This window comes from Glycomyces tritici (assembly GCF_030403505.1).
Genome location: NZ_JAUEMJ010000005.1, coordinates 330,558 through 354,124 on the forward strand (window position 1 = coordinate 330,558; position 23,567 = coordinate 354,124).

Genomic DNA, 23,567 nt, shown 5'->3' on the forward strand with positions numbered 1-23,567 from the left:
GGAGCCTGAGGACGACCTCAGGCTCCGGGGCCCTCGCTCACTCCGCACGAATGTCGTCTACATAGACCGTTCCGGCCGCCGTCGTCCCGCCGTACCCGAGGTACAGGTTGAACGCCGAGACCTCCGCCAAGTGCTCCGCGTCCAGCCGCGCGTCCGCGTGCCCCGTGTCCCAAGGCGCGGGCCGGAAGTCGGCGAACGGCGCGTTCACCTCCGCACCCGCCGTGTCCGACAGGCCCGTGTTGTACTCGAAGTACGCGCCCTTCGACACCACCTGGATCGTCGCGCCGTTCGTCGAGCCGTCGCCCTTGAGCCACAGCTTCAACGCGCCGAACGCCGTCCAGTCCTGGCCCACCGACCGCCCGATCCCCGTGTACCCCGCGTTCGCGAAGTCGTACGAGTACGCCAGACCGTAAGCGCCCGAAGCCTTGTGCTCCGCCGAGAGGGTCGTCGTGTTGGCGTTGACGTGGCTGTACGCCTCGCTCAGGGTCAGGTCGTCCCCGGCGTACCCCTCGAAGTCGTCGATCCACCCCACCGGCAGCGGCTCCACCTCGCCGAGGAACACCAGCGCCTCGTCCGTCATCGTGCGCCCGTTCACCTTGGCGCTCACCTTGACCGTGACCGTCCGGTTGTCCAGCCAGGACGGATCGATCGACCACTTGCCCGAGTAGAACCCCGCCGAGTCCCGCGTCAGCGCCACCGGAGCGCCCCCGTTGATCGAGTACGTCGCCTTCCGCGAGGTCGCGGAGGTCAGGCGCATCCGGATCGTGGTCTCGGCGGTCGTCACGCGCTGGCGGTCGGTGGGCGTCACCAGGTGCAGGAACGGCGCGCTCGGCACCGCGGAGGTGCGCGCGTCGTAGACCCCGTCGAGGTCGGAGGCGAAGAGCGAGTACGGGTCCTCGTAGAACTCCACGAAGTCCGGCTCCAGCGCGTGCCCCGGGAACGGCACGTACGCGCGGTTGGTCCCGCCGAAGTTCGCCCAGGTCAGCATGTGCGACACCCGGCTCGCGGCCGGGTCCGCCTTCAGCGCCCCGAGCAGGTCGGTGAACCAGTCGAGGTTCCGCCCCTCCTCGCCGGACTCCCCGAACTCGGTGAACGCCGGCACCTTGCCGCGCTCCTCGGCGAGGCCCACGACCATCGCGAGGTCCTTCATGGTGCCCGCCAGCCACTCCGGTGAGCCCGCCGAGTTGTCGTACGCGTCGTAGCCGAGGATGTCCACGAACTCGTCGCCCGGGTAGGTCTTCATGTAGTTCGCCGGATCCCCGCCGAAGCTCGAGTTCGGGGAGTACGAGTACAGGAGGTTGTGCACCTTCTTGGTGTCCCGCAGGTACTCCACCGTGTACCGGAAGATCTCGATGAACTCCGCTGAGGTGCAGTGCCCCGCGCCCCACCAGAACCAGCCGCCCGTGTTCTCGTGGAACGGCCGGAAGACGACCGGGATCAGCGTGCCGTCGGGCCGCTTGGCGCCCTTCACGGAAGCGGCGATCCGGTCGAGGAACTCGTTGAAGTCCGCGTGCTTCGGCCCGCCCGGGAGGATCTGGCTCACGACGCGGCCGGTCGTGTCCCAGAAGTCCCCGCCCGTGACGAAGTTGTACATGTGCGCGCTGAGCACGTTGATCCCGCCGAGCGCGTCCGACTTCTCGAAGGCCCAGCTCATGGCCTCGATGTTCTCCTCGACGGTGCCGCCGTACACGCCCGGCTTCTGGAACCCGTTGAGGATCAGCGTGTCCCAGCCGAACACGGCCGGGTAGTCACCGGTGGTGGCCTCCACATCGGAGGTGGTCTCGGTGAAGGTGTCGAAGGTGAACCCGTCGGTGAGGGTGTGCTCGTGGCCGAACAGGATGCCCTGGCCCTGCTGGTCGAGCATGTACTGGAAGAGCGCGCGCGTCTGCGGGGTCGCGCAGTCGTCGACGATGCTGACGCGCTGCCGCCGGTTCGTCTCGGCGCTGGCGGGCAGCGGCATGCCGACGGCCGCGGCGGCGGCCGCCGCGGTGGCGGCGCCGAGGGTGATCACGGCGCGCCGGGGCGCGCGGAATGCGGAGATAGGCACTTGCGTCTCCTTTGAACGTAAGGCCCTCGCGGGAGGGGTTGGATCCGGTGGGTGGCCATGACCTGGGGTTTCGGATACTGAATCGGTTAAGCCGTCCACAGGATATCCATAGCGATTCATCGATGTCAACGGCTGCGGGCCCGCGACCGCGCCGCCGCCCGGCCCGACCGCGACCGGCCATGGTCTACGCCCCGCTCGGGGCCTCGAGATCCTCGAAGGCGGCGCTTGATGCGCCTTCGTGGGCACCCCGAGACCGCCATGCGCGAATTCGCGTGCCGGTCCGCCCCTCAGACGAGCTCGCCCAGCAGGGCGCTCAGGATGCGGGCGGTCTGCTCCGGCTGCGTGTAGATCGCGAGGTGGTCGGTGGGGAGTTCGGTGACGGACCAGCCCTTCGCGACGGCCTCGGCGGCCTGGGCGCGGTAGGCCTCGCTCAGGCGCAGGTAGGCGCACGGACCGGGCGGCCACGCCGGGGCGTACGGGGCCGTCTCCTCGAAGTACGCCAGGGGGATCCGCGGCAGGGCCGCGGTGAACGCCTCGCGCAGGCCGGCGTCGGGCAGGAGGTCCTCGATGGCCTCGGGCGGGAACCAGTCGCTCCATTTCGGCAGCCGCCCGTCCGCGGCGACCTGGCGCAGGTGGTCGCCCAGTTCCTTCGGGGCCGTGTCGAACCAGGACTGCCCGGGGTGGGGGAGCAGGGCGTCGACGAAGACGGCGGCCGCGGTGCGGGGCACCGCCTCGGCGATGGCCGGGATCAGGGTCCCGGCGCCGCTGTGGGCGATGAGGACGACCGACTCGTGCATCGCGTACTCGCGCAGGCCCGCGGCGGCGAGAGCGGCCGCGGCCGGGAGGTAGGGGCCGTCGCCGGCGAAGGCCGGGCCGAGGTCGGGGGCCGCGACCACGTGCCCCAGCGATCGCAGCGCTTCGGCGGTGGGGCCCCAGGCTTGCGCGCCGGTGAGCGGGCTGTGCACCAGTACCAGAAGTGGATCGTCCATGTTTCGATTGTTCTGCCCCGAACCGGGAAACGCAAGGAATCCGCGGCCCGGAAGCCGCGGAGCCCTTGCCGGACCCATGGAGCATGTGCCGCCTGACGGCCGCTGACCTCCGGGTAAACCTTGTTGCAGCACAACAGATGCGATCGGAGAATTCCTCAATTGCCGAGCACGGCCCGGCCCGCGACAGCGAGCGCGAGGGCGCGCTGCTCCCGGGCCATGGCCTCGAGGTCGGACCGCAGCCCGGCCAGCCATTCGGGTTCGCCGGCGTCCGGCGTGCCGAGGGCCCGCGTGATGCGGACCAGCGAGCAGACGGCGTGCACGCCCGTGAACAGGCGCAGGCTCGCGACCTCGGCCTCCGTGAACCCGCGAACGCCCCGGTACCCGGCGATGAACGCCTCGACCAGCGCGCGCCGCTCCTCGGCGACGGCGCCATCGGGGCCGGTGAGGTCCCGCAGGGCGAAGGCGACATCGGCGGCGTACCAGGAGTGCGCGGCCTCGTCGAAGTCGAAGGCCGTCGCCCGATCGCCCTCCCACGCGAGGTTGTCCAGCTCGAAGTCGCCGTGCACGACCCCGAACCGGGCATTGTCGCGGGGCAGCGCGGCGACCCGCTCGCCGAGGCGCGCCACGGCCTCGGCCAGCTCGGCGTCCCCCGGGAACCGCTCGGCCGCCTCGGCGAGTTCGCCGAACGCCTGCGGCAGCACGGCATCGACGTCCGCGGCATCGCGGTGCACGATCGCGAGCGCGCGGCCCCACGCGCGGGCGCGGTCGGCGGTGAGCTCATCGGCGTCCGCCTCCTCGCCGGCCGCGGCCTCCACCACCATGGCGCGCATCGGCCCGTGCGCGGTCGGCACGGTGACCGTGAGCCGTCCGGAGTCGGCCCGGACCGGCCGCACGACCGGCGTGCCGTTCTCGGCGAGGCGCTCCATGAGCGCCGCCACGGCCTCGGCCCCGGCGTCCTGCTCGGGTGCGAACCGCAGGTACCGCTTCCCGCGCGGGTCGGGCAGCACGAACACGTGGGAGGCGCTGGAGCGCCACCAGCGCGCGGTCCCGGGCTCGTACCCCCATGCGGCGGCGACCTCGTCGGCGATCGGACTGGTCCAGGCTTCGGTGACGGTCTGCTTCAGACGGTCGATCTCAGTCAATGGCATCATCGCGAGCCAGTCTCGCGTCCCGGCGGCCCGGAGGCAAACGGATTCCCAGCCGCCGACCCTCCTCGGCGACGCCATCGGGACTGCGAGGGCGCCCAGCTGTTGAGACGGTCGGTCTCGGATCACTGGATCGGCCGACTCGCGGACCGGCCCGCGGACGCTGTGTCAGGCTTCGCATGGGCGGATACCACCGCCTCGGTGATCCGGACTGTGGAGGCAGGCAACATGAGCGTGGTCGTCATCGGAAGCGCGAACCTCGACCTCGTCTACGAGGTCGAGCGTATCCCCGCGCCGGGCGAGACGGTGCTCTCGCGCGGCCTCGCCTCCTTCCCCGGCGGCAAGGGCAACAACCAGGCCATCGCCGCCGCCCGCGCCGGGGCCGAGACGCGCTTCATCGCCGCGCTGGGCCGGGACGCGGCGGCCGACGAGCTCGCCGCGCAAGCCCGGGCAGCGGGCATCACCCTGCTCGACCGCCGCGTGGACGCCCCGACCGGCACCGCCGTCATCTTCGTGGACCGCAAGGGCGAGAACTCGATCGTCGTCAACTCGGGCGCGAACGCCGCCCTCGTGGACCTCACCGAGGCCGAACTGGCCGAGATCGCCGCCGCCGACGTCATGGTCGTGCAGCTGGAGACGCCGCTGGACACCGTGACCGCCGCGATCCGCGCCGCGCGGGCCGCCGACACCGTCGTGGTCCTCAACGCCGCCCCGAGCGGGGCCTTTCCCGAAGCGCTGCTGGCCGAGGTCGACATCCTCATCGTGAACGAGCACGAGGCCGCCGAACTCGCGGGCGAGCCGGCGGGGACGGGCGAGCGGTCGCTCATGTCCGTGCTCACCGCGCACGGCTGCGACGTCGTCATCACCCTCGGCGCCGACGGCGCCTTCGTCGGCGGGCGCGGCGCCGATCCGGTGAAGGTCGCGGCGTTCCCGGTCGAGGTCAAGGACACCACGGGCGCGGGGGACGTGTTCGTGGGCGCCTTCGCCGCCTCCCTGGACCGCACCGCCGACGAGCGCTCGCTCGTGGCGGCCACCGAGTTCGCGACCGCCGCCTCGGCCATCGCGGTGCAGCGCAAAGGCGCGGGACCCTCGATTCCGACCCTGGACGAGGTGCGGAGCCTGCTGGACTCCTGATTTCGGGGCCGCGGGACGCCGCTTTCGGCCATGATGGAGGGACCGAACGGGCATCGGAGGCTCAATTATGATCGGATTCATCGTCGCAGGGCTCATCATCGGCGCGCTGGCGCGCCTGATCAAGCCGGGCAAGCAGAACCTCGGCATCTTCGCCACGCTGCTGCTGGGCCTGGTCGGCTCGGTCATCGGCGGGACGATCGCGAACCTGCTCGGCACGGGCGACATCTTCGAGTTGAACATCATCGGGTTCATCGCGGCGGTGATCGTCTCGGTCCTCCTCATCGGCGTCGCCGAGAGCCTCGTGGGCCGCAAGAAGTCCGCTTGACCTTCCCGTAGGGCCCCGCACGCGACCGCGTGCGGGGCCCTACGGACGCCCGGATTCGGGCGGGGCTGGGGCAACGGCGAAGGCCCTGTGCGGTTCGCGCACAGGGCCTCCGGTCTCTTGCCGCTAGCGCGCTGCCGTCGTCGGGGCGCCGATCAGGCGCGGGGCGATGACGACCCGGTCGATGTCCGGCGCCCAGGCGTTCGCGTTGCCCAGCCGCAGGGCCTCATCCGCAGTGGACAGTGTCACCGGGATGGTGCGCTGCGAGAAGCTGTTCCACGAGTACGTGTAGCGGAAGTACGCGTGTCCCACCTGCTCGGTGCCCTCCTGGACCTCCAGCAGCCGGTCCACGACCTGCGGGTTGTAGTCGTGCTGGCCGGAGGTCTCGGCGTTGGCGTAGAACACGGTGAGGTCGTAGTCCCCGGGGGCGGCGAAGCCGTCGCGGGCGATCTCGACCGCGTTGCCCGCGCCGTTGCCGATCCAGCCGACGAAGGCGCTTCCGGAGGCGTTGGTGCCGGTGCTGTCCGGGAGCTGCGTGACCGCCGCCTGGCCGTGCAGGGTCATGTCCTCGGCCTCGACCGTGACGGCGGCGCTGTCGGCGGTGCGGTCGCGGATCGTGGTGAGGGACTGGACGACCGCGCCGTCGGGGGAGCGGAGCTCGATCTCGTTGATGCCCTCGTTGAGGTGGAGGGTGGCGGTGGAGCGCCACTTCCCGGCCTTGCTCGCGGTGACCTCGGCGACCGGTGCGCCGTTCACCGCGACCTCGACCGAGGAGGCCTTGGTGGAGGCCCAGTCGATCTGCACGTCGTAGTACCCGGTCTCGATAGCGGTGGCGTACAGGTCCGCCCGGTCGTCGCCGCTCAGGGCCGCGCCGCCCTTGCAGTTGCCGGTCCACTTCAGGGCCGCGCCGTTCTCCAGGCGGAAGCCCGAAGCCGGATACAGGGTCGGCTCCCCGTTCTCCACATTGGTCAACGAGACCTTGTCGAGCGTGATGTCCGAGTTCGGGAGCTTCGTGGTCCCGTCCGCGCTGGAGCGGATCGACAGGGTGTGGCTGCCGGCGGTCAGGTCAACGAGCAGTTCGGCGCTGCCGCGGTACTTCCACCTGCTGTTGGCGTTGAGCGCCAGGTCGGCCGCGTACTGGATCGTGCCCGACGACTCGTCGTCCACGAACAGCGCGTGCCGACCGGGGACGCCCGGGGCGCCGCCGATCACCTGGAGCCGGTAGGTCCCGTCGCTCGGGACGTCCACGGTCCATTCGGCGCGGGAGCCGACCTGGTTGAAGGAGCCCACGTCCTTGCCGCCGGAGGCCAGGAACTGCCAGCCGCCGTTCGCCTTCGGGTCCTGCGTGTACACGGTGGCGGCGGTGATCGCCATGTCCTCGGCCTCGATCGCGTCGCGCCACGGCTGCGCGGCGGCGTCGGCTTCCACGTCGCGCGTCTGGCTCGGGGTGATGATGAGCTGGTAGCCCGCGTACCGGTCGTAAGTGGGCACGTCGAGCCGCAGTTCGCCGTCGACCACCTGAAGGCCGTCGTAGGCGGCGATCACCGGCGGGTCGCCGGCGAGGCCTTCGGCGCCGGTGAGGGCGTTCTCGCGGATCTCCACGTCGACCTTGCCGCCGAAGATCGACTTGTCGAGCCCTGAGAGGTCAAGGGCCACATCGCTGTCGGTGCCTCCCCAGAGGACGGTGGCGCGCCGGTTGGCCTCGTGGACCGCGCCGATGCCCTGGAGGGTGTCCACGCCGTCCGGCGTCGGGGGCGTGACCTTCACCGTCTCGCTGCCGTCGAGGTCGCCGTACCACTTGAACATCCACCAGCCGGCGTTGGCGCCGCCCGGCCGGGCGGTGTTGTCGGAGAGGTTGCCCGCGTAGTTCCAGTACGCGGTCTGGGCGTCCACCTTGGTGTCCTCGAACATCGAGAACCACTGGACGAGCTGCCCGGGGACGCTCATGTCGCGGAGCATCCCGTACTCGGTGATGTTGACCGGGATCGGTTCGAGGCCGAGTGACGCTTCCAGCGCGCGGTAGTCGGCGAAGTGCTGCCGGTAGGTGCCGAGGTTGTCGATGCCCAGCTCGTGCCAGACGAAGATGTCCGGCAGCGAGTCGTTGGCCTTGGCGAACTCGAGGATGTCGCGGCTGCGCTCGGGCTGCCAGCGGGTGTCGCCGGGGCCGGCGATGCGGGCGTGGCCGAGGTCGTGGCGCGCCCAGACCTCCTGGATCTTCTCGTAGACGGCCTGCCAGTCGCCGAGGAACCGGTCCTTCTGCCCGGCCCAGTTCGGGTACCAGTTGCCGCCGTCGGGCTCGTTGAAGGGGAGGAAGACGTAGTCCTGCGGCCGTGCGGAGTCGGTGGCGACGGCCTCGGTCACGAACTCGATGACCTCGAGGAAGTCCCAGACGCCGTTGCCGCCCTCGGTGTAGGTGCCGTCTTCGAGGTTGTAGGTGCGGTCGTCTCCGGGGCGCCTCCCGCCGTTGTACGGCCACTCGGGGTAGTAGTCCTGCATGTAGATGTACATGTCCTCGCCGTTCTTGGCGAAGAACCCGTCCTCGACCTTGACGGCGTCGCCGGAGGGGTGCTGGGTGCCGTAGGGCGCCTTCTGCGAGGTGTTGGTGATGTGGGCGCCGTTGATCAGCGCCTGGGTGGGGGCGCCTTCGTCGCCGAAGCCGTAGAGCGTGCCGGTCGCGCCGCCGCGGAAGTCGCCGGTGCGTTCGGCGAAGTCCACCGCGAGCACTTCGGGCTCGGCGGCGGTGGCCGGGGAGGCGAGACCGGTCAGGGCGGTCGCGGCGACTGCCGCGGCTGCACCGGTGCTCATGAGTCTCCTCAACATCAGGGTGGTCCTCTCTTCATTGAGCCGGGACGTGTTGAAAAACCGGGGATCGCGACCGTTGGATCGCAGGTAGACCGTACCGATCTTTGATAACGATTTCAAGACACGACTTGAAATCGATTTCATACCGGGTTATGGTTCGGGCTGTCAACGCATCGCGGCGGTCTCCCGTCCGCGGTCCCGACGTACGGACAAAGGGGTATCGTGACCGATCAGTTCTCTTGGGGCAGTGGACGTCTCGAGTTCGGATTCGCCTGGGGCGACGACTCGCCGGTGCATCTGGCGGGCCTCACCCGCGACGGCGCCGCGATCCCGCTGCACGCCGTGCCCCTCGTCGAGGTCACCACCGCCCGGACCGGCAACACCCCCGCCGCCGACCGGATCTCCCACACCGAGCTCGGCCTGGCCCTGCGCTACGCCTCCCACAGCGAGGAGCGGGACGGCGGCGTCCGAAGGCTGGTCATCCGCCAGACCGCGCCCGGCGTCCTGGCCGTCGTCACGCTCGAGCGCTTCGACACCGCCGAGGCGGCCGTCCGCTCCCGCGTCGAAATCCGCGCCGCAGGAGACGACACCCTCGTGCTCCGCTCCGTCGCCTCCTGGTCCTCCGGCTTCACCCGGCCCGGCGGCACAGACGACGACAACCTCGCCGGCTGGCACCGCGTCCAAGGGATGAGCGACTGGTTCGGCGAAGGCCGCTGGAGCCGCACCCCGCTGCGCGGCAACGACTTCCCGCGCCTCTCCACCCACTTCGCCCACAGCGCCCACGACCCGCGCGGCCACCACTCCGTCACCTCCGACGGCACCTGGTCCACCGGCCGCCACCTCCCGGTCGCGGGCCTCGAGACCGCCGGCCTCGCCTTCGCCTGGCAGATCGAGCACAACGGCGCCTGGCGCTGGGAGCTCGGCGAAGACCTCCAAGGCGGCTACTTCACCCTCTCCGGCCCCACCGACGCCGACTCGGCCTGGACCCGCGTCGTGCGCCCCGGCGAGGCCTTCACCACCGTCCCGGCCACGGTCACCGTGGGAGAGGACTTCACCGAAGCCGTTGCGGCCCTGACGGACTTCCGCCGCGCCGCCCGCCGCCCCCACCCCGACAACGCCGCCATGCCCGTGGTCTTCAACGACTACATGAACACCCTCCTCGGCGACCCCACCACCGAGAAGCTCCTCCCGCTCATCACGGCCGCCGCCGAAGTCGGCGCCGAGATCTTCTGCATCGACGCCGGCTGGTACGACGACGGCGGCGACTGGTGGCCCAGCGTGGGGGAGTGGCAGCCCTCCACCACCCGCTTCCCCGGCGGCCTCGGCGAGGTCATCGACGCGATCCGCGACGCCGGCATGGTCCCCGGCCTCTGGCTCGAACCCGAGGTCATCGGCGTCCGCAGCCCCATGGCCCGCAAGCTCCCCGACGCGGCGTTCCTCCAGCGCCACGGCCAGCGCATCACCGAGCACCACCGCTACCACCTGGACCTGCGCCACCCGGCGGCCGTCGCGCACCTCGACGGCGTCGTGGACCGCCTCGTGAACGACTTCGGCATCGGCTTCTTCAAGTTCGACTACAACATCAACCCCGGCCCCGGCACCGACCTCGACGCCGACAGCGTCGGCGACGGCCTCCTCGGCCACAACCGGGCCCACCTCGCCTGGCTCGACGGCGTCCTCGACCGCCACCCCGGCCTGGTCATCGAGAACTGCTCCTCCGGCGCGATGCGCCAGGACTTCGCGGTCCTCTCCCGCCTCGCCATGCAGTCCACTTCGGACCAGCAGGACTTCGCGAAGTACCCGCCGATCGCCGCCGCGGCCCCGATCTCGCTCCTGCCCGAGCAGGCCGCCAGCTGGGCCTACCCCCAACCCGAGATGAACGACGAGGAAGTCGCGTTCTGCCTCGTCACCGGCCTCCTCGGCCGCTTCTACGTCTCCGGCCACCTCAACGAGATGACCGAAGCCCAGCGCGCCACCGTCGCCGCCGCCGTCGCGACCGCGAAGCGGCTGCGCGAGTCCATCGCCGCGGGCCACGCGTACTGGCCCGCCGGACTCCCGGACTGGACCGAACCGTGGGTCGCCCTCGGCCTGCGCGGCGACGGCGAAGACCTCGTCTCCGTCTGGCGCCGGGGCGGCGACGCCGCGACCAGACTGCACCTGCCGCACCTCGCCGACCGCGACCTCCGGGTCGCCACCGTGTTCCCCCTCGACCTTCCCGAGTGGAAGACCGACTGGGACCGCGACACCGGCACCTTGACCGTGCAGGGAGGGGACGCCGACATCGCCGCCCGCACCCTGCGCCTGCACTACTAGTCCCTCACTGTAAGGAGCGATTCAATGAAGAACAGGTTCCGCAACGCGCTGGCGCTCGCCGCCGCAGGCGCGATCACGCTCGCCGGGTGCTCCGACCCCGGCGCCGACACCGGGTCGGACGGCCCGGTCTCCTGGCCCGCGCAGGACGCCGACCTCTCCGGCACCACCCTGACCATCTGGGCCGCCCAGAACTCGAACACCGTGCCCGACAGCGTGATCGCGGGCTTCGAGGAGCTCACCGGCGCCGAGGTCGAGGTCGTCACGATCCCCGACCCGTACGAGCAGGGCGTCCAGACCAAGGTCGCCACCGGCGACAAGCCCGACCTCGCGTTCTGGCAGCCCACGGCCTCGCAGCTGACGGCGATCAACGCCTCGCAGAACCTCCAGCCGCTCGACGACGCCCCGTGGCTCGACGCGTACAAGCCCGAGCTGCGCGACATCACCGGCATCCTCGACGACACCCGCTACGCCGCGCTCATCACCACCCCCGCCGTCGAAGGCGTCTACTACAACAAGGAGGTGTTCGCGGCCAACGGCATCACCGCGACCCCCACCGACTGGGACTCCTTCCTGCAGACCGCCCGCGACCTCAAGGGCGCCGGCGTCACCCCCTTCCATGAGATGGCCGCGGACAAGTGGGGCACCCAGTGGTGGGTGCAGGTGCTGCTCGCCGACGCCGCCGCGGACGGCCTCTGGGACCGCGTGAACGCGAACGAGGAGAAGTTCACCGACCCGACCATCCAGGGCGCCATCGACACTTACCAGGGGCTCATCGACGAAGGCCTGTTCAACGAGGACATCAAGACCGCCACCTTCGAGGACCAGGGCGCCGCCCTCCTCGCGGGCGACGCCGCGATGGTCATGCAGGTCAACTCCTACTTCGGCCAGCTCCAGTCGCTCGCCGACACCGAGGAGCTGAACCAGAAGATCGGCTTCTTCCCGATCTCGCCGTCCGGCAACACCGGCACCTTCATCCCCGACCAGTCGAACGCCCTGGTGGCCTTCAAGACCGGGGACGAAAAGCGCGAGGCCGCCGCCCGCCAGCTCCTCTCCTACTGGATGGGCGACGGCTACGAGGACTTCGTGAACGCCCAGTCGACCGTCTCGCTCCAGACCGGCGTCGAGACCCCCGCCGACGTCCCCGAGGCCCTGCTCGCCGTCAGCGACTCGGTCGGCACCTCGGTCGGCTCGATGCAGGCCCAGGCCATCGCGAACCCGGACCTGTACATCTACCTCGCGGACATGATCCAGGGCACCAAGACGCCCGCCGAGGTCGCGGAGGCCACCCAGGCCCAGTTCGAAGAACTCGCCAAAGCCCAAGGCGCCGAAGGCTTCTAACAAATCAGCCGCTCCACCGAGGGGCGCCGGGCATGGGTCGAGACCCCGGCGCCCCTCACCTCCGAAGCAACGCCGCTACCAGGAAGGCCGAACTCCGTGACCACCATGCTCGCCAAGGGCAAGGCAGGACCCCGCCGCCAAGACCATCCACTGTGGTTCCTCATTCCGGCGCTCGCGGTCCTGGTCGTGTTCTTCCTCGTCCCCACCGTCTTCAACTTCGTCTACGCCTTCACCGACTGGTCGAGCTTCAAGAGCGCCATCAACTTCACCGGCCTGGACAACTTCGCCTCCCTGTTCACCAACGGCACCCTCCTCAACTCCCTCAAGGTCACCCTCGTCTACGCCGTGCTCGTGGCGGTGTTCCAGAACGCCTTCGGCCTCGGCCTCGCGCTCCTGCTCGAGAAGGACACGCGGGTCAACCGCGCCGTGCGCGTCGCGTTCTTCGTGCCGGTCATCATGTCCGCGCTGGCGGTCGGCTACATCTTCCAGGCGCTGCTGAAGCCCGACGGGGCGCTGAACGGCATCATCGGCTGGTTCACCGGCGCGGAGGTCGCGATCCCGTGGCTGGGGAGCACGACGTGGACCATCGTGGTCGTCGCGGTCGTCCACGCCTGGAAGTGGATGGGCCTCTCCATGCTCATCTACCTGGCCGGCCTCAAGACCATCAGCGAGGACGTGCTCGAAGCGGGCCGCCTCGACGGGGCCGGGCGCTGGACCATGTTCCGCTCCATCCGGTTCCCGCTGCTCGCCCCCGCCGTCACCTTCAACGTGGCGACCGCGCTGCTCGGCTCCATGAACGGCTTCGACATCGTCCAGGCCACCACCGAGGGCGGCCCCGGCGGGACCACCGAGCTGCTGAACATCTACATCTTCCGGACCTTCGGGCAGGGCCTGTTCGCCCAGGCCACGACCATGAGCCTGGTGCTGTTCCTGCTGGTCGCGATCCTCGCGTTCCCCGTGATCCGGTTCCTGCGCAAGCGAGAGGACGTGCTGTGACACTGACCGCTGAAAGGCCGCGCACGACCGCACCCGCGCGCCGCAGGCAGAAGCGCCGCTTCCCCGTCCAGCCGATCGCTGCGATCCTCGTCGCGGCCCTCGTGCTCGGCGTCCCGTTCTGGCTCGTCATCGCGACCGCCGCGAAGGACCAGGCGGGGGCGCTGAACCCGGATCTGTCGCCGCCGAGCGAGTGGCAGCTGTTCGACAACTTCGCCACCGTGTTCGAGGACGGCCGTATGGTCGCGGGCTTCCTCGGGAGCCTCCTCGTGATGGTCCCGGCCGTGGTCGGCGTGCTCATCCTCGGCTCGATGGCCGCCTGGATCCTCGGCCGCCGCGGCGGGCGGCTGACGGCGGCGATCTACGCGCTGGGCATCTCGGGGATCGTGCTGCCGCCTGCGGTGGTGACGATCGTGCTCCTGCTGCGCCAGCTGGGCCTGGCTGGGACCCCGCTCGGCATGATCGGCGTGTACATGGGCATGTACCTGTCCACAGTGATCTTCTTCGTCACCGGCTTCGTGCGCACGATCCCGCACGAGCTGGAGGAGGCCGCCCGCGTGGACGGGGCCGGGCCGGTGCGCACCTTCATCCGGGTGATCCTGCCGCTGCTGCGGCCGGTGCTGGCCACCGCGACCATCCTGATCTGCCTGTACATCTGGAACGACGTGTTCTACGCCCTGTTCGTGGTCGGCGGCCGGCTCGACACGCTGCCCCTGAACCTCTACCAGGTGGCGAGCGCGGGTCTGTATCTGCAGAACTGGCACCTCATCTTCGCCTATATCATCCTGATGAGCCTGCCGCTCCTGATCACGTTCGTGGTCGCCCAGCGCAGGATCATCTCCGGCATCACCAGTGGTGCGGTGAAATGAGCGCCACCGGTGCAGTGAAGTGAGGAGAGCTGTGGCGAGGACGGGCAGGAACCCGACGATCTCGGACGTCGCCGAACTGGCGGGCGTCTCGGTCCCGACGGTCTCCCGCGTGCTCACCGGGGCCGCGAAGGTGAGCCCCGCCAAGCGCGAGCTGGTCGAGGCCGCCATCGCGGAGCTCAACTTCCGGCCCAGCGCCGCCGCCCGCGTGCTCGTCTCCCGCAAATCGCAGACCATCGCCGTCATCGCCGGCAACACCTCCCGCTACGGCTACGCGGAGACGATCCGCGGCATCGAGATCGCGGCCCGCGCGGAGGGCTACACGGTGATGATCACCGTCGTGGAGAGCGCGGACGCCGAAGAGGTGGACCGCGCGGTGGCGGCGGTCCAGATGCAGACCTTGGCCGGGGTCGTGGTCCTCAAGTTCGACCCGCCCGGTGTCGCCGCGCTGCACCAGCTGGGCGGGGACCTGCCGGTCGTGGCGCTCTCCGGCACACGGGAAGCCGGTGTGCCGCAAGCGGTCCTGGACGAGGCCGCCGCGGCGGAGGAGCTCACGGAGTATTTGCTGGGCCTGGGGCACCGCACCGTGCACCATGTCCGGGTCCCGCCGTCGCGCCGGGTGGACGGCCGCACGAGCGGTTGGAAGCGGGCGCTGACGAAGGCGGGCGCCGCGGTCCCCGCGGTGCGCGACGCGACCTGGGATCCCAAGAGCGGCATAGCGGTCGGCCGTGAACTAGCCGCCGACCCCGAGGTGACGGCGGTCTTCTGCGGCAACGACGAGATCGCCATGGGCGTCATGCGCGGCATCACCGAGGCGGGCCGCCGCGTCCCCGAGGACATCTCGGTGGCCGGCTTCGACGACCACCCGCTCGCCGAACTCTGGAGCCCGCCGCTGACCACAGTGGACCAGGATTTCGCGGGCCTGGGCACGCGTGGCTTCCAGCTGCTGAAGCAGGCCATCGACGGTACGACCGTCCGCCGCTACTCCAGCGAGCGCCCGGCCCTGGTCCTGCGCGGCAGCACCGCCGCCCCGAAGCACGGCGCCTGACCTTGCCCGAATCCGCACCGGACGCCGTGCCGCTGGAGGGCGGACGCATGGCCGCCGGGGTCGTCCGCATCGGCGACACAGTGCACCGCCCGCGCTCGGGCTCCTCTGATTTCATGGCCGCGCTGCTCGGGCTGCTGGAGCGGCAGGGCTTCGACGGCGCCCCGAGGCACCTGGGCAGGTCCGACGAGGCGGACGTCCTCTCGTTCCTCCCCGGCGAGGTCCCGGCCCGCTTCGGGGTCTGGTCTGACGAGCAGGTTCGGGCCGCGGCGGCGCTGCTGCGCCGGATGCACGACGCGACCCGCGGCAGCGACCTCGCGGGCCGGTGCGACGTGGTGTGCCATCACGACCCCGGCCCGAACAACGCCGTCTTCCAAGGCGGCCTGCCGGTCGCTTTCATCGACTTCGCCGAGCCGCCCCGGGCAGCCCGCTCGAGGACGTGGCCTACCTGGCGTGGACCTGGTCCATCGCCTCGAAGCAGACCCTTCCCGTTGCACGCCAAGCCGATCAGGTGCGGCTCATCGCCGACGCGTACGGCCTGGAAGCCGCTCGGCGGCATGTGCTGATCGACTGCATCCTCGAACGCCAGGCCCGCAATGCGCGCTTCTGGGCCGAGTTCCGGGCCGAGGCGGCCACGGTCCCGGCCACACCGGAGCAGCTGGCCGACCGGATCGAGTGGAGCCGCCGCGAGCACGCCTTCGTCGCCACGCACCGCGAGGTCTTCGACCGCGCGTTGACCTGAGTGCTCACGCTGCGAGGTCTTCGACCGGCCCTGGCCTGCGTCTCGCCCGGCATCGCTCCAGGTGAGCACTTATTCAACCAATTAGTTGACAACGACCGGGCCATGGTCTAGCGTTGTATTCAACCAATCAGTTGAGGACGAATCGTGGGTGACAGAACGCAGCTGCTCGACCGGGCCTTCGCGGCACTGGCCGACCCGACCCGGCGCGACCTGGTCGCCCGGCTCTCCGTCTCCGACGCCACGGTCGGCGAGCTGGCCGAGCCGTACGACGTGAGCTTCCAGGCCATCTCCAAGCACGTGAAGGTGCTCGAAGAGGCCGGCCTGGTGACCCGCAGCAAGGACGCCCAGCGACGGCCCGTCCACCTGAACACGGAGGCATTCGACCTGATGTCGCAGTGGATCGAGCGCTATCGCCGCGAAGCGGAGGAACGCTACCGCCGCCTCGACGCCCTACTGGCCCGCACGGCCCAGGACGACGAGGACCGGCGACCCGACAAGGAGGAAGCATCATGACCAAGCACGAAACCGAGATCACCGCGGACCCCAAGGTCCCGACGATCGAGATCACCAGGGAATTCGACGCGACGCCCGAACGCGTGTTCAACGCCCACGTCGACCCCGAGCTCTACGCCCAGTGGACCGGGCCCCGCGCGTCGAACACCAAGATCACCCGCTGGGACGTCCGCACGGGCGGCGAGTGGGCGTTCAGCGGTGAAGGCGGGGGCGAGACGTACTCGTTCTTCGGCAGCTTTCACGAGGTCCGCCCGAACGAGCGGATCGTCTGGACCTTCACCTACGAGGGCGATCCCGACGGGGTCTTCCTCGAGACGCTGACCTTCGAACGGCTCGAAGGCGGCCGTACGCGGCTGCGGGTGCTGAGCGTGACCCAGGACTTCGAGACCCGCGACGGCATGCTCGCCAGCGGCATGGACATCGGGGTCAACGAGGGCTACGAGAAGCTCGACGAAATGCTCGAGGCTCAGTCGAAGGAAGAGGCGTAGCCCATGGCGCAGAACGGAACGCACGAGCCGCCCGCCGACCCCTCCGGGCGGCTCGCGCACGACGCCGCGTACTTCACCGCCCTCGTCGAGTCGGCGAGCGCCGACGACTGGTCGCGCCCCAGCCCCGTCCCGGAATGGACGGCCCTGGACGTCGTGAAGCACCTGATCGAATGGCCGCGCGACTTCCTCAAGGGAGCGGGGATCGAGCTGGGGCCCTTGGACATCGACGCCGACCCGGTCGCCGCCTGGAAGCGCCACGTCGCACAGGTGCAGGCCATCGTCGACGAGCCCGCCGGGCGGGTCCTCAGCAACCCGAACACCGGCGACAAGCCGGTCGAAGAGGCGATCGACCAGTTCTATACGGCAGACATCTGGATGCACTCCTGGGACCTCGCCAAGGCACTCGGCCGCGAACCCGAACTGGGGGAGGAGCGCTGCCGCACCGCGCTGGCGGGCATGCAGCCGATCGACCAGATGCTGCGCGACAGCGGCCAGTTCGGTCCCGCCGTGCCCGTGGCCGACGACGCGTCCCCGCAGGACAAGCTGGCGGCCTTCGTCGGCCGAGACCCGGCCTGGCGGCCCGAGCGCTGACCGCTGCGAGGCGACGGCGAAGGGGTCGGCCGGAACTCGGCCCGGCGGCCCGAGAGGTGACCGTCGTGAGTCGGCGGCGACCTGGCCCGGCGGGCCAGGAAGCTGACCGCTGCGAGGCGGCGGCGGCCCGGCCCGGCCCGGCGGCCCGAAATCCCACCCGCTGCCAGAAGGCGGCGAGGTGTTCGAATGCGACGGCGAGGGCCGGGACCACAGTGGTCCCGGCCCTCGCCGCCTCCTTGCGCGCCCTGCCTCGCGCGTTCCGCGTCCGCTCGCGGCGGACTTCGGAGCTCGCTCGTATTGCGCGACTTGCGGTCAGATGCCTGAGCCGCCGCCGGAGGTGTTGGTCCACCAGGCGTGGTACTCGTTCAGCGAGTACCGCTTCGACTCGTTGCTGGTCGAGGTGATCTCAAGGCCGAACTGCATCGTGTTGAAATCGGTGTTGCGCAGGAGGCCCTGGTCCGCGGCCCACTTCCAGGTCGCGAGGGCGTCCACATAGCCTTCATTGCTCTGCTGGGCGGGGATGAACTGCAGGACGTTCCAGCCCGGGTCGGCCTGCCAGACCGACGCGTAGAGGATGCCGCCGACCGTCACGTTGGACGCGATCTGCCTGCCCCAGCCGCCCGCCGGACCCTGCGGGTGCCAGCTGGTGAAGATCATGATCTCGTCCGCGTTGCCGGTGGACCAGAGGTCCGCCGTCCAGTTCCACCAGTCCCCGCTGGCGGCGGGGGCCGACGACGTGTTGTACGTGAACCCTGCGTTCGCCATCTGCGACAAGGGGGTCTGGGGGCTGACCGAGGTGTTCGGGTAGGACTTGATGCCGCCGCCGGTGTGCGTCGCGTCGACGTACCACGAGTTGGCGCTGTTGACGGTCAGGCACTGGGTGCCGTGGTTGTCGCCCCAGATGTTGTTGTAGACGGTCCAGTCGTTCTGGTGATGCTCCCCCCAGCGGTCGCACGAGTAGAAGGCCTGGGCCTGAGCCGGAGACGCGAAGCTGACGAACCCGGCGATCACGAGTGCCGCCAGGACGAGCCGGCCGAGAGCGGCCGACCTGCGTTTGACGAGGGTCATCTGATGTTTCCTCTCCTGTACTGCCGGTGTGCAGATCGTGTCGGAACGGGCCAGGAGTGGTATCTGGCCCTATATATGGACATCCTGCTACGTCGCATACATGGATGTCAATGTTTGAACAGGCAAATAAACAAATAAAGATCTGATGAATACGCCTGCGAGGCATGGGAAAGTCCGCTCGCGCGAATGAGGGGACTCGATCGATCGGTCCCGGGGCGCGGACCCGCCGCGGAACCAGAACGCCTTGTGTCGCTTAACCGACCATTGTCGACACAGATTGAACCGTAAACGTACCCGCCACCTCGGAAAACGTCCACCAGTCGGGGGTCTGATCGCCCCGTGCTCGCCTACAAGGGACCCACCGGACCTGTGCGTGTTGGTAGCGTGACTTCTTGTCAGGTCACCACGCCTGGCATCGGGCCCGACTCTCCCAATCCCCATCTTCTCGATGAAGTGCAGATCGGATTTTCCCCATGAAGAACCCCATCGCGAAGCGCGTGCTCATCGCGCTCGTGGCGCCCCTCGTGCTGCTGGCCCCGCCGGCCGCCGCCACCGCCCAAGAGAACGACCCCGACCCCAAGGACGGCTACCAGAACCCCGAGGAAAGCCTCAAGGACGACCTCACCAACACCGCCCGGACCCACGACTGGACCTTCGAGGAAGCCGAGGCCCAGTACCGCGTCGCCGAGACCATCGGCGAGATCGCCGCCAAGATCGCCCCCGAGCGCCTGGACGTGTTCGTCGGCACCGCTCTCTCCGAGAAGCCCGGCGGCGCGCCGACGCTCTACATCAAGGGCGAAGCCGACTCCTTCGTGCACGAGGTGATCAAGGAGAGCGGCCTCGACGTGAACATCGCGGACCGGCAGCCGTACTCCTTCCTCGAACTCCAGGAACGCAACACGCGGCTCAACGCGGCCCTCACCGAGATCGGCTTCCGCAACCTCTCCAGCGGCTTCGACATCACCGCCGAAGGCACGATCACCGTCGAAGTGGGCGCCGGTCGCGACCTGCCCTCCGACCCCGAGGAGATCCTCAAGAAGCTCCCCGAGGAGTTCCAGAAGGGCGTCCGGCTCACCGTCTCCGAGAAGCTGGGCAACAGTGCCGAGCACGGCTACGGCGGCATGGGCGCTTACGTCGGCGGCACCTTCAACTGCACCACCGGTTGGACCGTGGTCAGCCCCAACGGCACCACCGGCGTGAGCACCGCAGGCCACTGCACCGGCATCAACCAGGCCTGGCAGCCCGGCCACGGGTTCATTTCCCTGAGCTTCCAGCAGCAGCACCGCGGCTACTGGGGCGACATGGAATGGCACACCACCCCCGGGCATGTCGACGTGGCCGAGTTCTACGCCTACCCGAACACGCGGCGCGACACCCTGTCGGTCGAGCCCTGGTGGGGCTTCACCGTGGGCGAGTCGATCTGCATGTACGGGCGCTCGACCAACAGCCGCCAGTGCGGCCTCGACGTCCAGAACCCCTGGTGGTCCTGCACGCTCGACGGCTTCCTGACGGAGAGCCTGGTCCGCATGGACGGCGATGTCACCATCGGCGGCGACTCCGGCGGCGGCTGGTCCTGGAACAACCGCGCCTACGGTTCGCACGTGGGCGACTGCAGCTGGCAGAACGTCTTCTCCAGAGTGGACGATATGAACGAGGCGATCGGCGTGAGCGTCCTCACGCAGTAGCTTCGAACCGAGCCGCGGCCCTGCGACCCCGCAGGGCCGCGGCCTTGCGCCGGCCCGCTCACTTCCCGAGGGCTCGCCGTTGGCCGATGCCGAGCAGGGCGCCGGTGTCGGCGAGGGCGTCGGCTCTAGCGGATCGCGTTGACGAGTTTCGTGTAGTCGCCGAACGCCTCGTCGACCATGTCGGAGTCGAGGCCGTAGCGGCCGAGCGTGTACTCGTGGTTGCGGCGCATGCCGGGCCGCGCGAGCACGGCTTCGAGGTTGCCCTCCTCGCGGAAGCTCCAGTCGAGGCCGAGCCGCTTGAAGATGCGGGGGAGTTGGCCGTACGGGTCGGCCGTGAGCTGGTGGTATGACACGTCGACCATGCGCTCGGGCGGAATCCCGAGACGCGCCCGGCGGCCCTGCTCGACCATCCACGACAGCGAATCGAGCCACTCGCGGCCGATCTGGCGGGTGTCGTAGCGGCGGTTGCACAGGGCCGTCCCGGTCTCGACGAGCGAGCACCATGAGCCCATGACGGTCTGCGGGTCGCGGTGCGTCCACAGGATCTGCGCGTCGGGGAAGACCTTGAGGAGCGGGTCCAGGTTGTACAGGTGGAACGGGGACTTCAACACCCAGCGCCGCGGCCGGTCGCCGTGTTGGAGGACTTGGAGGAACTCCTTGAGGTACTGGTAGTCCGGCACGAAATCGCGCTGCTCCAGCCACTCGCGGTAGCCGGGGAGCTTGAAGCGGGTACCCCAGTGGAGGCCGTGCGGGAGTGCGAGGACGCACTCTTCGGGAGTCTCCGCGGTGCTCGGGTGAATGGTCTCCCAGATCGGAGTGATGGCGTTGACCGCGGCGGAGATCCGCCGGGCCTTGGCGAGACGCTTCCCGCGAACCTTCGGGTCGATGTCGAACCGGTCGGCGTGGTGGAACTCCCACATCATGGGCGCGCGGTTTCCCTCTGGCGCGGCAATGACCTTGTGCGCCAGTGTGGTCGCGGTGCGAGGGAGGCCCACCACCACGATCGGCCGATCGATAGGCTCGGATTTGATCGCGGGGTTCTCGGCATGGAGCCGCCTGATGCGCAGCCGGTTCTCCATGCGCATCTGGAGCTCCGAGACCGTCCCGGCCCATCCCAGATAGGAAAGGTCGCGCACGTCCGCGAACCGGTGCAGCAGCGCCCGGTAGTCCTCGATGAAGTCGCGATCGATGTCGGCGCCGGCGCCCGCACCGACCTCGGCCTTCCCCAGCGCCTTCTCGAAGGTCGCGTCCGGGTCCCGAACGGCTCGTGCGAGGGCGGGGGCCATGGCGGTGTTCAGGGGCTTGACCCAACCGGCGACGCGGCGCATGGGGACGTCCTCTCCTCGGGCGGTGGAACGAATGCGAGCCAGTCTCTCACAGTTGTGTTAGGACACGGCTTCGGGCGGAGAGTCGAACCCGGTACCGAGCCTGGCTCCGGACGCCTTGTGCCGCTTGTCGTTTTCGCCCGTGCGAGAGGTGCCAGCGCCGCCGACCCCAATTGCCGGTCAAGCAAGGGAGGGGTGCCGCGCAGCGGCACCCCTCCCTCGTCAGTCTTGTTTTCAGCCCGTGGCGCTCATCAGGGCGCCGAAGTCCTTGGGGGACAGGTCGAACACCGGGGAGTCCGTGTCGAGCTTCGAGTCCCGCAGGTGGAACCCAGCGTCGTCAGTGCAGAAGGCGACCTCGACGCAGTCAGTGTTGTTGCCGCCGCCGCTGCGGGTGCCCTTGCGCCAGGCGCGGCGAACCTCGACGCAGTTGGTGTTGTTGCCGCCGCCGCTGCGGGTGCCTTTACGCCAAGCGGTAACGCCAGTCGTCATCCTGATAGACCTCGATCCGGATCGCCTTTTTCCACAGCTTCTTGTGAATCTCATCGTAACTTGCGATGCGGGAGGGATCATCGATGAGCCAGCTTGAGTCAGTGATCTCGGTGTAGACGACAGAAGGCCCGGCCAGCTCACTCTCGCCCTCCTGGTAGATGTCAAACCCGCACATGCGAGCGGGTACCAGCTCTCGCAGGACTCGTATGGAGACACCGGACTTTCGGCCCCAGCGGCGAAGGTTTCGCATCTGCTCCTGATAGAGGTCTTCTGAAGTCTGCCGAAGTTGGATCAGAGCGGCCTCCCCGATGAGGAACCGAATCGCAGGGCGGTCGATGCGGGCTTCGATGGCCCGCTGCCGCTGCTCCTTGAACTCCCAACCTCCGTCGATCCACTGTTCGGTTGCGAGCGGCTCGGTCTGGCGGACCACGATGTAGTGGTACTCCTGGAGTTGCAGCGGACCTGGGATGAGGGTGGCGTCGAACTTGAAGATGTCGCCGTAGTACTCCTCTGCCAGTGCGATGAACAACGCATTGAAACGCATGTCGGCCTCCAGGGCTTCACCTGCCTTGCGGCTGAGCGCGACCTGCACCATGTACTGGGCCGTCTCCGCGCTCAGCCCGCAGGCTCCTGCGAGCCCCTTGATCGTCTTGGCGGGCGGGGTAGCGCGGCCCGCTTCATAGGCGCGGTAGGTGTCCGTGGAGTAGCAGACCTCCTCCGCGATTTCTCGTTGAGTCTTGTCGAGTGCGAGACGACCTTTTCGGAGCATCATTCGTGTGAACCACGAGCCGAGTTCCGTCTGCGCCATACCTGCCCCCAGGCGTTCGGTCCTGCATGCGAACCCTCACTATCGCACAGTCCACATCAAATCCGATGCTGTGAGAATCGCTGTGTGAGTGGACAACCGTGAAAAATACGCGGTCGAATGCATACGGTCCGATCGTCACGGTCCCGTTGTGCCGCAGTGAGTCTCATCTTGTGACCTGCGGTTTTGTCGCCTAGATTCATGGAGGTCGGGAACCGGTCTGATCGGTTCGCGGCAAGGTGGGGATGTCCGGGGCCGCTTTGCTCCTCCCGCTGCTGGCGGTTCCGGGCGCTCCAGTGTCGGAAATCCGATACCCAAAAGGGGGACAAGGGATGATGAATTCGCCGAGGCCAGATGGTCCTATGAATGCCGAAGGGCTTGAACGAGGTTCGTTCAGCGATGACTACCGGACCTATCGGGTTCGCGTGTCGAGCGCCGATGCACCCGACTCGTTCCAAGTCCTGACGGGGGAGGGCGATGACATCGTGCTCATCGTGTCTGGCCTCAATTCCGGTGAGCTGAAAGGAACTTGGGGTCCGTTCTGGCGTTCCTTCAAGCCCAACTGGAAGATCTGGGTGGAGGAGTCGGCCTTCCGCGCGTTCTACAGCCAGCGCCAGCCGGTCGCGGTGGCCCCCAGAATCCTGGAGGGTCTGTGAAGGCTGAGGCGGCACTGGGTCAGCCCTGAACTGTCCGTCGACCTCCGTCTGACGTTCCTCTGGCTCTCCACTGGCCTATTTCTGGCCTTCTTTCCTGCCTTTGAACTTCATCCCGGTGCTCTTGGCGCGGTAGCCCCCAGGGTCGCAGCCGAGGACGCCCGAAGGGCCGGTCGATCCTGGTGGGGGATCGGCCGGCCCGTCTCGATGCGGG

The 23,567-nt window shown here is 69.1% G+C and carries 22 protein-coding genes; 14 read left to right on the forward strand and 8 right to left on the reverse strand.

What is annotated here, in order from left to right; all coding sequences use genetic code 11:
* Positions 1 to 37: 37 nt before the first annotated feature.
* The 3 genes from QWI33_RS18345 to QWI33_RS18355 form a co-directional block, all read right to left on the reverse strand.
* Entirely contained in the window at positions 38 to 2,047 is a 2,010-nt protein-coding gene (locus tag QWI33_RS18345; RefSeq protein WP_289958597.1) for a glycosyl hydrolase, read from the reverse strand.
* 287 nt (positions 2,048 to 2,334) lie between these two features.
* On the reverse strand, positions 2,335 to 3,036 hold the full coding sequence (locus QWI33_RS18350; protein ID WP_289958598.1) for an alpha/beta fold hydrolase: 702 nt from the start codon (positions 3,034 to 3,036) through the stop codon (positions 2,335 to 2,337).
* A 155-nt stretch (positions 3,037 to 3,191) separates the two neighbouring features.
* Complete coding sequence (locus tag QWI33_RS18355) at positions 3,192 to 4,187, reverse strand: phosphotransferase enzyme family protein (RefSeq protein WP_289958599.1); 996 nt, start codon at positions 4,185 to 4,187, stop codon at positions 3,192 to 3,194.
* A 222-nt stretch (positions 4,188 to 4,409) separates the two neighbouring features.
* On the opposite strand from QWI33_RS18355, the gene QWI33_RS18360 reads away from it, so the two are divergent.
* Positions 4,410 to 5,315: a ribokinase gene (locus QWI33_RS18360; protein ID WP_289958600.1), complete on the forward strand. Its 906-nt coding sequence runs from the start codon at positions 4,410 to 4,412 to the stop codon at positions 5,313 to 5,315.
* 67 nt (positions 5,316 to 5,382) lie between these two features.
* A complete protein-coding gene (locus QWI33_RS18365; protein WP_289958601.1) occupies positions 5,383 to 5,640 on the forward strand; it encodes a GlsB/YeaQ/YmgE family stress response membrane protein in 258 nt (85 codons plus the stop codon).
* A gap of 123 nt (positions 5,641 to 5,763) precedes the next feature.
* Here the strand turns inward: QWI33_RS18365 and QWI33_RS18370 are convergent, their stop codons facing one another.
* Positions 5,764 to 8,442 (reverse strand): carbohydrate-binding protein, encoded by a 2,679-nt coding sequence (locus tag QWI33_RS18370; protein ID WP_289958602.1) that lies wholly within the window; start codon positions 8,440 to 8,442, stop codon positions 5,764 to 5,766.
* Positions 8,443 to 8,661: 219 nt separating this feature from the next.
* On the opposite strand from QWI33_RS18370, the gene QWI33_RS18375 reads away from it, so the two are divergent.
* The 10 genes from QWI33_RS18375 (at position 8,662) to QWI33_RS18420 (ending at position 17,328) form a co-directional block, all read left to right on the forward strand.
* A complete protein-coding gene (locus tag QWI33_RS18375) occupies positions 8,662 to 10,752 on the forward strand; it encodes a glycoside hydrolase family 36 protein (RefSeq protein WP_289958603.1) in 2,091 nt (696 codons plus the stop codon).
* 24 nt (positions 10,753 to 10,776) lie between these two features.
* Positions 10,777 to 12,090, forward strand: coding sequence for an ABC transporter substrate-binding protein (locus QWI33_RS18380; RefSeq protein WP_289958604.1), 1,314 nt, complete (start codon positions 10,777 to 10,779; stop codon positions 12,088 to 12,090).
* A 105-nt stretch (positions 12,091 to 12,195) separates the two neighbouring features.
* Positions 12,196 to 13,086, forward strand: a complete 891-nt coding sequence (locus tag QWI33_RS18385; RefSeq protein ID WP_289958710.1) for a carbohydrate ABC transporter permease — start codon at positions 12,196 to 12,198, stop codon at positions 13,084 to 13,086.
* Between the two features lie 74 nt (positions 13,087 to 13,160).
* Positions 13,161 to 13,952, forward strand: coding sequence for a carbohydrate ABC transporter permease (locus QWI33_RS18390; RefSeq protein WP_353895515.1), 792 nt, complete (start codon positions 13,161 to 13,163; stop codon positions 13,950 to 13,952).
* A 31-nt stretch (positions 13,953 to 13,983) separates the two neighbouring features.
* On the forward strand, positions 13,984 to 14,997 hold the full coding sequence (locus QWI33_RS18395; RefSeq protein WP_289958606.1) for a LacI family DNA-binding transcriptional regulator: 1,014 nt from the start codon (positions 13,984 to 13,986) through the stop codon (positions 14,995 to 14,997).
* Positions 14,998 to 14,999: 2 nt separating this feature from the next.
* The gene (locus QWI33_RS18400) at positions 15,000 to 15,560 is read left to right on the forward strand and encodes a BUD32 family EKC/KEOPS complex subunit (RefSeq protein ID WP_289958607.1); all 561 of its coding nucleotides are present in this window, start codon (positions 15,000 to 15,002) and stop codon (positions 15,558 to 15,560) included.
* Complete coding sequence (locus QWI33_RS18405; RefSeq protein ID WP_289958608.1) at positions 15,554 to 15,736, forward strand: hypothetical protein; 183 nt, start codon at positions 15,554 to 15,556, stop codon at positions 15,734 to 15,736. Before QWI33_RS18400 ends, QWI33_RS18405 begins: the two co-directional genes overlap by 7 nt.
* 144 nt (positions 15,737 to 15,880) lie before the next feature.
* The gene (locus QWI33_RS18410) at positions 15,881 to 16,249 is read left to right on the forward strand and encodes an ArsR/SmtB family transcription factor (RefSeq protein WP_289958609.1); all 369 of its coding nucleotides are present in this window, start codon (positions 15,881 to 15,883) and stop codon (positions 16,247 to 16,249) included.
* The gene (locus QWI33_RS18415) at positions 16,246 to 16,737 is read left to right on the forward strand and encodes an SRPBCC family protein (RefSeq protein WP_289958610.1); all 492 of its coding nucleotides are present in this window, start codon (positions 16,246 to 16,248) and stop codon (positions 16,735 to 16,737) included. The genes QWI33_RS18410 and QWI33_RS18415 overlap by 4 nt, the downstream gene beginning before the upstream one ends.
* A gap of 3 nt (positions 16,738 to 16,740) precedes the next feature.
* A complete protein-coding gene (locus QWI33_RS18420; RefSeq protein WP_289958611.1) occupies positions 16,741 to 17,328 on the forward strand; it encodes a TIGR03086 family metal-binding protein in 588 nt (195 codons plus the stop codon).
* A gap of 312 nt (positions 17,329 to 17,640) precedes the next feature.
* Here QWI33_RS18420 and QWI33_RS18425 read toward each other — a convergent pair whose 3' ends face one another.
* Positions 17,641 to 18,396 (reverse strand): glycoside hydrolase family 12 protein, encoded by a 756-nt coding sequence (locus QWI33_RS18425; protein ID WP_289958612.1) that lies wholly within the window; start codon positions 18,394 to 18,396, stop codon positions 17,641 to 17,643.
* A gap of 473 nt (positions 18,397 to 18,869) precedes the next feature.
* Here QWI33_RS18425 and QWI33_RS18430 point away from each other — a divergent pair, with 473 nt between their 5' ends.
* Positions 18,870 to 20,081 (forward strand): chymotrypsin family serine protease, encoded by a 1,212-nt coding sequence (locus QWI33_RS18430; RefSeq protein ID WP_289958613.1) that lies wholly within the window; start codon positions 18,870 to 18,872, stop codon positions 20,079 to 20,081.
* Between the two features lie 125 nt (positions 20,082 to 20,206).
* Here the strand turns inward: QWI33_RS18430 and QWI33_RS18435 are convergent, their stop codons facing one another.
* The 3 genes from QWI33_RS18435 to QWI33_RS18445 all read right to left on the reverse strand — a co-directional run bounded on the left by QWI33_RS18435 (position 20,207) and on the right by QWI33_RS18445 (position 22,703).
* A complete protein-coding gene (locus tag QWI33_RS18435; RefSeq protein ID WP_289958614.1) occupies positions 20,207 to 21,409 on the reverse strand; it encodes a sulfotransferase family protein in 1,203 nt (400 codons plus the stop codon).
* Positions 21,410 to 21,640: 231 nt separating this feature from the next.
* Positions 21,641 to 21,895: a DUF397 domain-containing protein gene (locus QWI33_RS18440; protein ID WP_289958615.1), complete on the reverse strand. Its 255-nt coding sequence runs from the start codon at positions 21,893 to 21,895 to the stop codon at positions 21,641 to 21,643.
* Positions 21,867 to 22,703 carry a Scr1 family TA system antitoxin-like transcriptional regulator gene (locus QWI33_RS18445; protein ID WP_289958616.1) on the reverse strand — a complete coding sequence of 279 codons (837 nt, stop codon included), beginning with the start codon at positions 22,701 to 22,703 and terminating at the stop codon, positions 21,867 to 21,869. Before QWI33_RS18445 ends, QWI33_RS18440 begins: the two co-directional genes overlap by 29 nt.
* A 359-nt stretch (positions 22,704 to 23,062) precedes the next feature.
* On the opposite strand from QWI33_RS18445, the gene QWI33_RS18450 reads away from it, so the two are divergent.
* Positions 23,063 to 23,356: a hypothetical protein gene (locus tag QWI33_RS18450; RefSeq protein WP_289958617.1), complete on the forward strand. Its 294-nt coding sequence runs from the start codon at positions 23,063 to 23,065 to the stop codon at positions 23,354 to 23,356.
* The last annotated feature ends 211 nt before the right edge of the window (positions 23,357 to 23,567 follow it).

Excerpts from the sequence above, each read along its gene's own strand:
- QWI33_RS18350 (WP_289958598.1), bottom strand. The coding sequence starts at position 3,036 with ATGGACGATCCACTTCTGGTACTGGTGCACAGCCCGCTCACCGGCGCG.
- QWI33_RS18355 (WP_289958599.1), bottom strand. The coding sequence starts at position 4,187 with ATGATGCCATTGACTGAGATCGACCGTCTGAAGCAGACCGTCACCGAA.
- QWI33_RS18360 (WP_289958600.1), top strand. The coding sequence starts at position 4,410 with ATGAGCGTGGTCGTCATCGGAAGCGCGAACCTCGACCTCGTCTACGAG.
- QWI33_RS18365 (WP_289958601.1), top strand. The coding sequence starts at position 5,383 with ATGATCGGATTCATCGTCGCAGGGCTCATCATCGGCGCGCTGGCGCGC.
- QWI33_RS18370 (WP_289958602.1), bottom strand. The coding sequence starts at position 8,442 with ATGAGCACCGGTGCAGCCGCGGCAGTCGCCGCGACCGCCCTGACCGGT.
- QWI33_RS18380 (WP_289958604.1), top strand. The coding sequence starts at position 10,777 with ATGAAGAACAGGTTCCGCAACGCGCTGGCGCTCGCCGCCGCAGGCGCG.
- QWI33_RS18385 (WP_289958710.1), top strand. The coding sequence starts at position 12,196 with ATGCTCGCCAAGGGCAAGGCAGGACCCCGCCGCCAAGACCATCCACTG.
- QWI33_RS18415 (WP_289958610.1), top strand. The coding sequence starts at position 16,246 with ATGACCAAGCACGAAACCGAGATCACCGCGGACCCCAAGGTCCCGACG.
- QWI33_RS18420 (WP_289958611.1), top strand. The coding sequence starts at position 16,741 with ATGGCGCAGAACGGAACGCACGAGCCGCCCGCCGACCCCTCCGGGCGG.
- QWI33_RS18425 (WP_289958612.1), bottom strand. The coding sequence starts at position 18,396 with ATGACCCTCGTCAAACGCAGGTCGGCCGCTCTCGGCCGGCTCGTCCTG.
- QWI33_RS18430 (WP_289958613.1), top strand. The coding sequence starts at position 18,870 with ATGAAGAACCCCATCGCGAAGCGCGTGCTCATCGCGCTCGTGGCGCCC.
- QWI33_RS18435 (WP_289958614.1), bottom strand. The coding sequence starts at position 21,409 with ATGCGCCGCGTCGCCGGTTGGGTCAAGCCCCTGAACACCGCCATGGCC.
- QWI33_RS18440 (WP_289958615.1), bottom strand. The coding sequence starts at position 21,895 with ATGACGACTGGCGTTACCGCTTGGCGTAAAGGCACCCGCAGCGGCGGC.
- QWI33_RS18445 (WP_289958616.1), bottom strand. The coding sequence starts at position 22,703 with ATGGCGCAGACGGAACTCGGCTCGTGGTTCACACGAATGATGCTCCGA.
- QWI33_RS18450 (WP_289958617.1), top strand. The coding sequence starts at position 23,063 with ATGAATGCCGAAGGGCTTGAACGAGGTTCGTTCAGCGATGACTACCGG.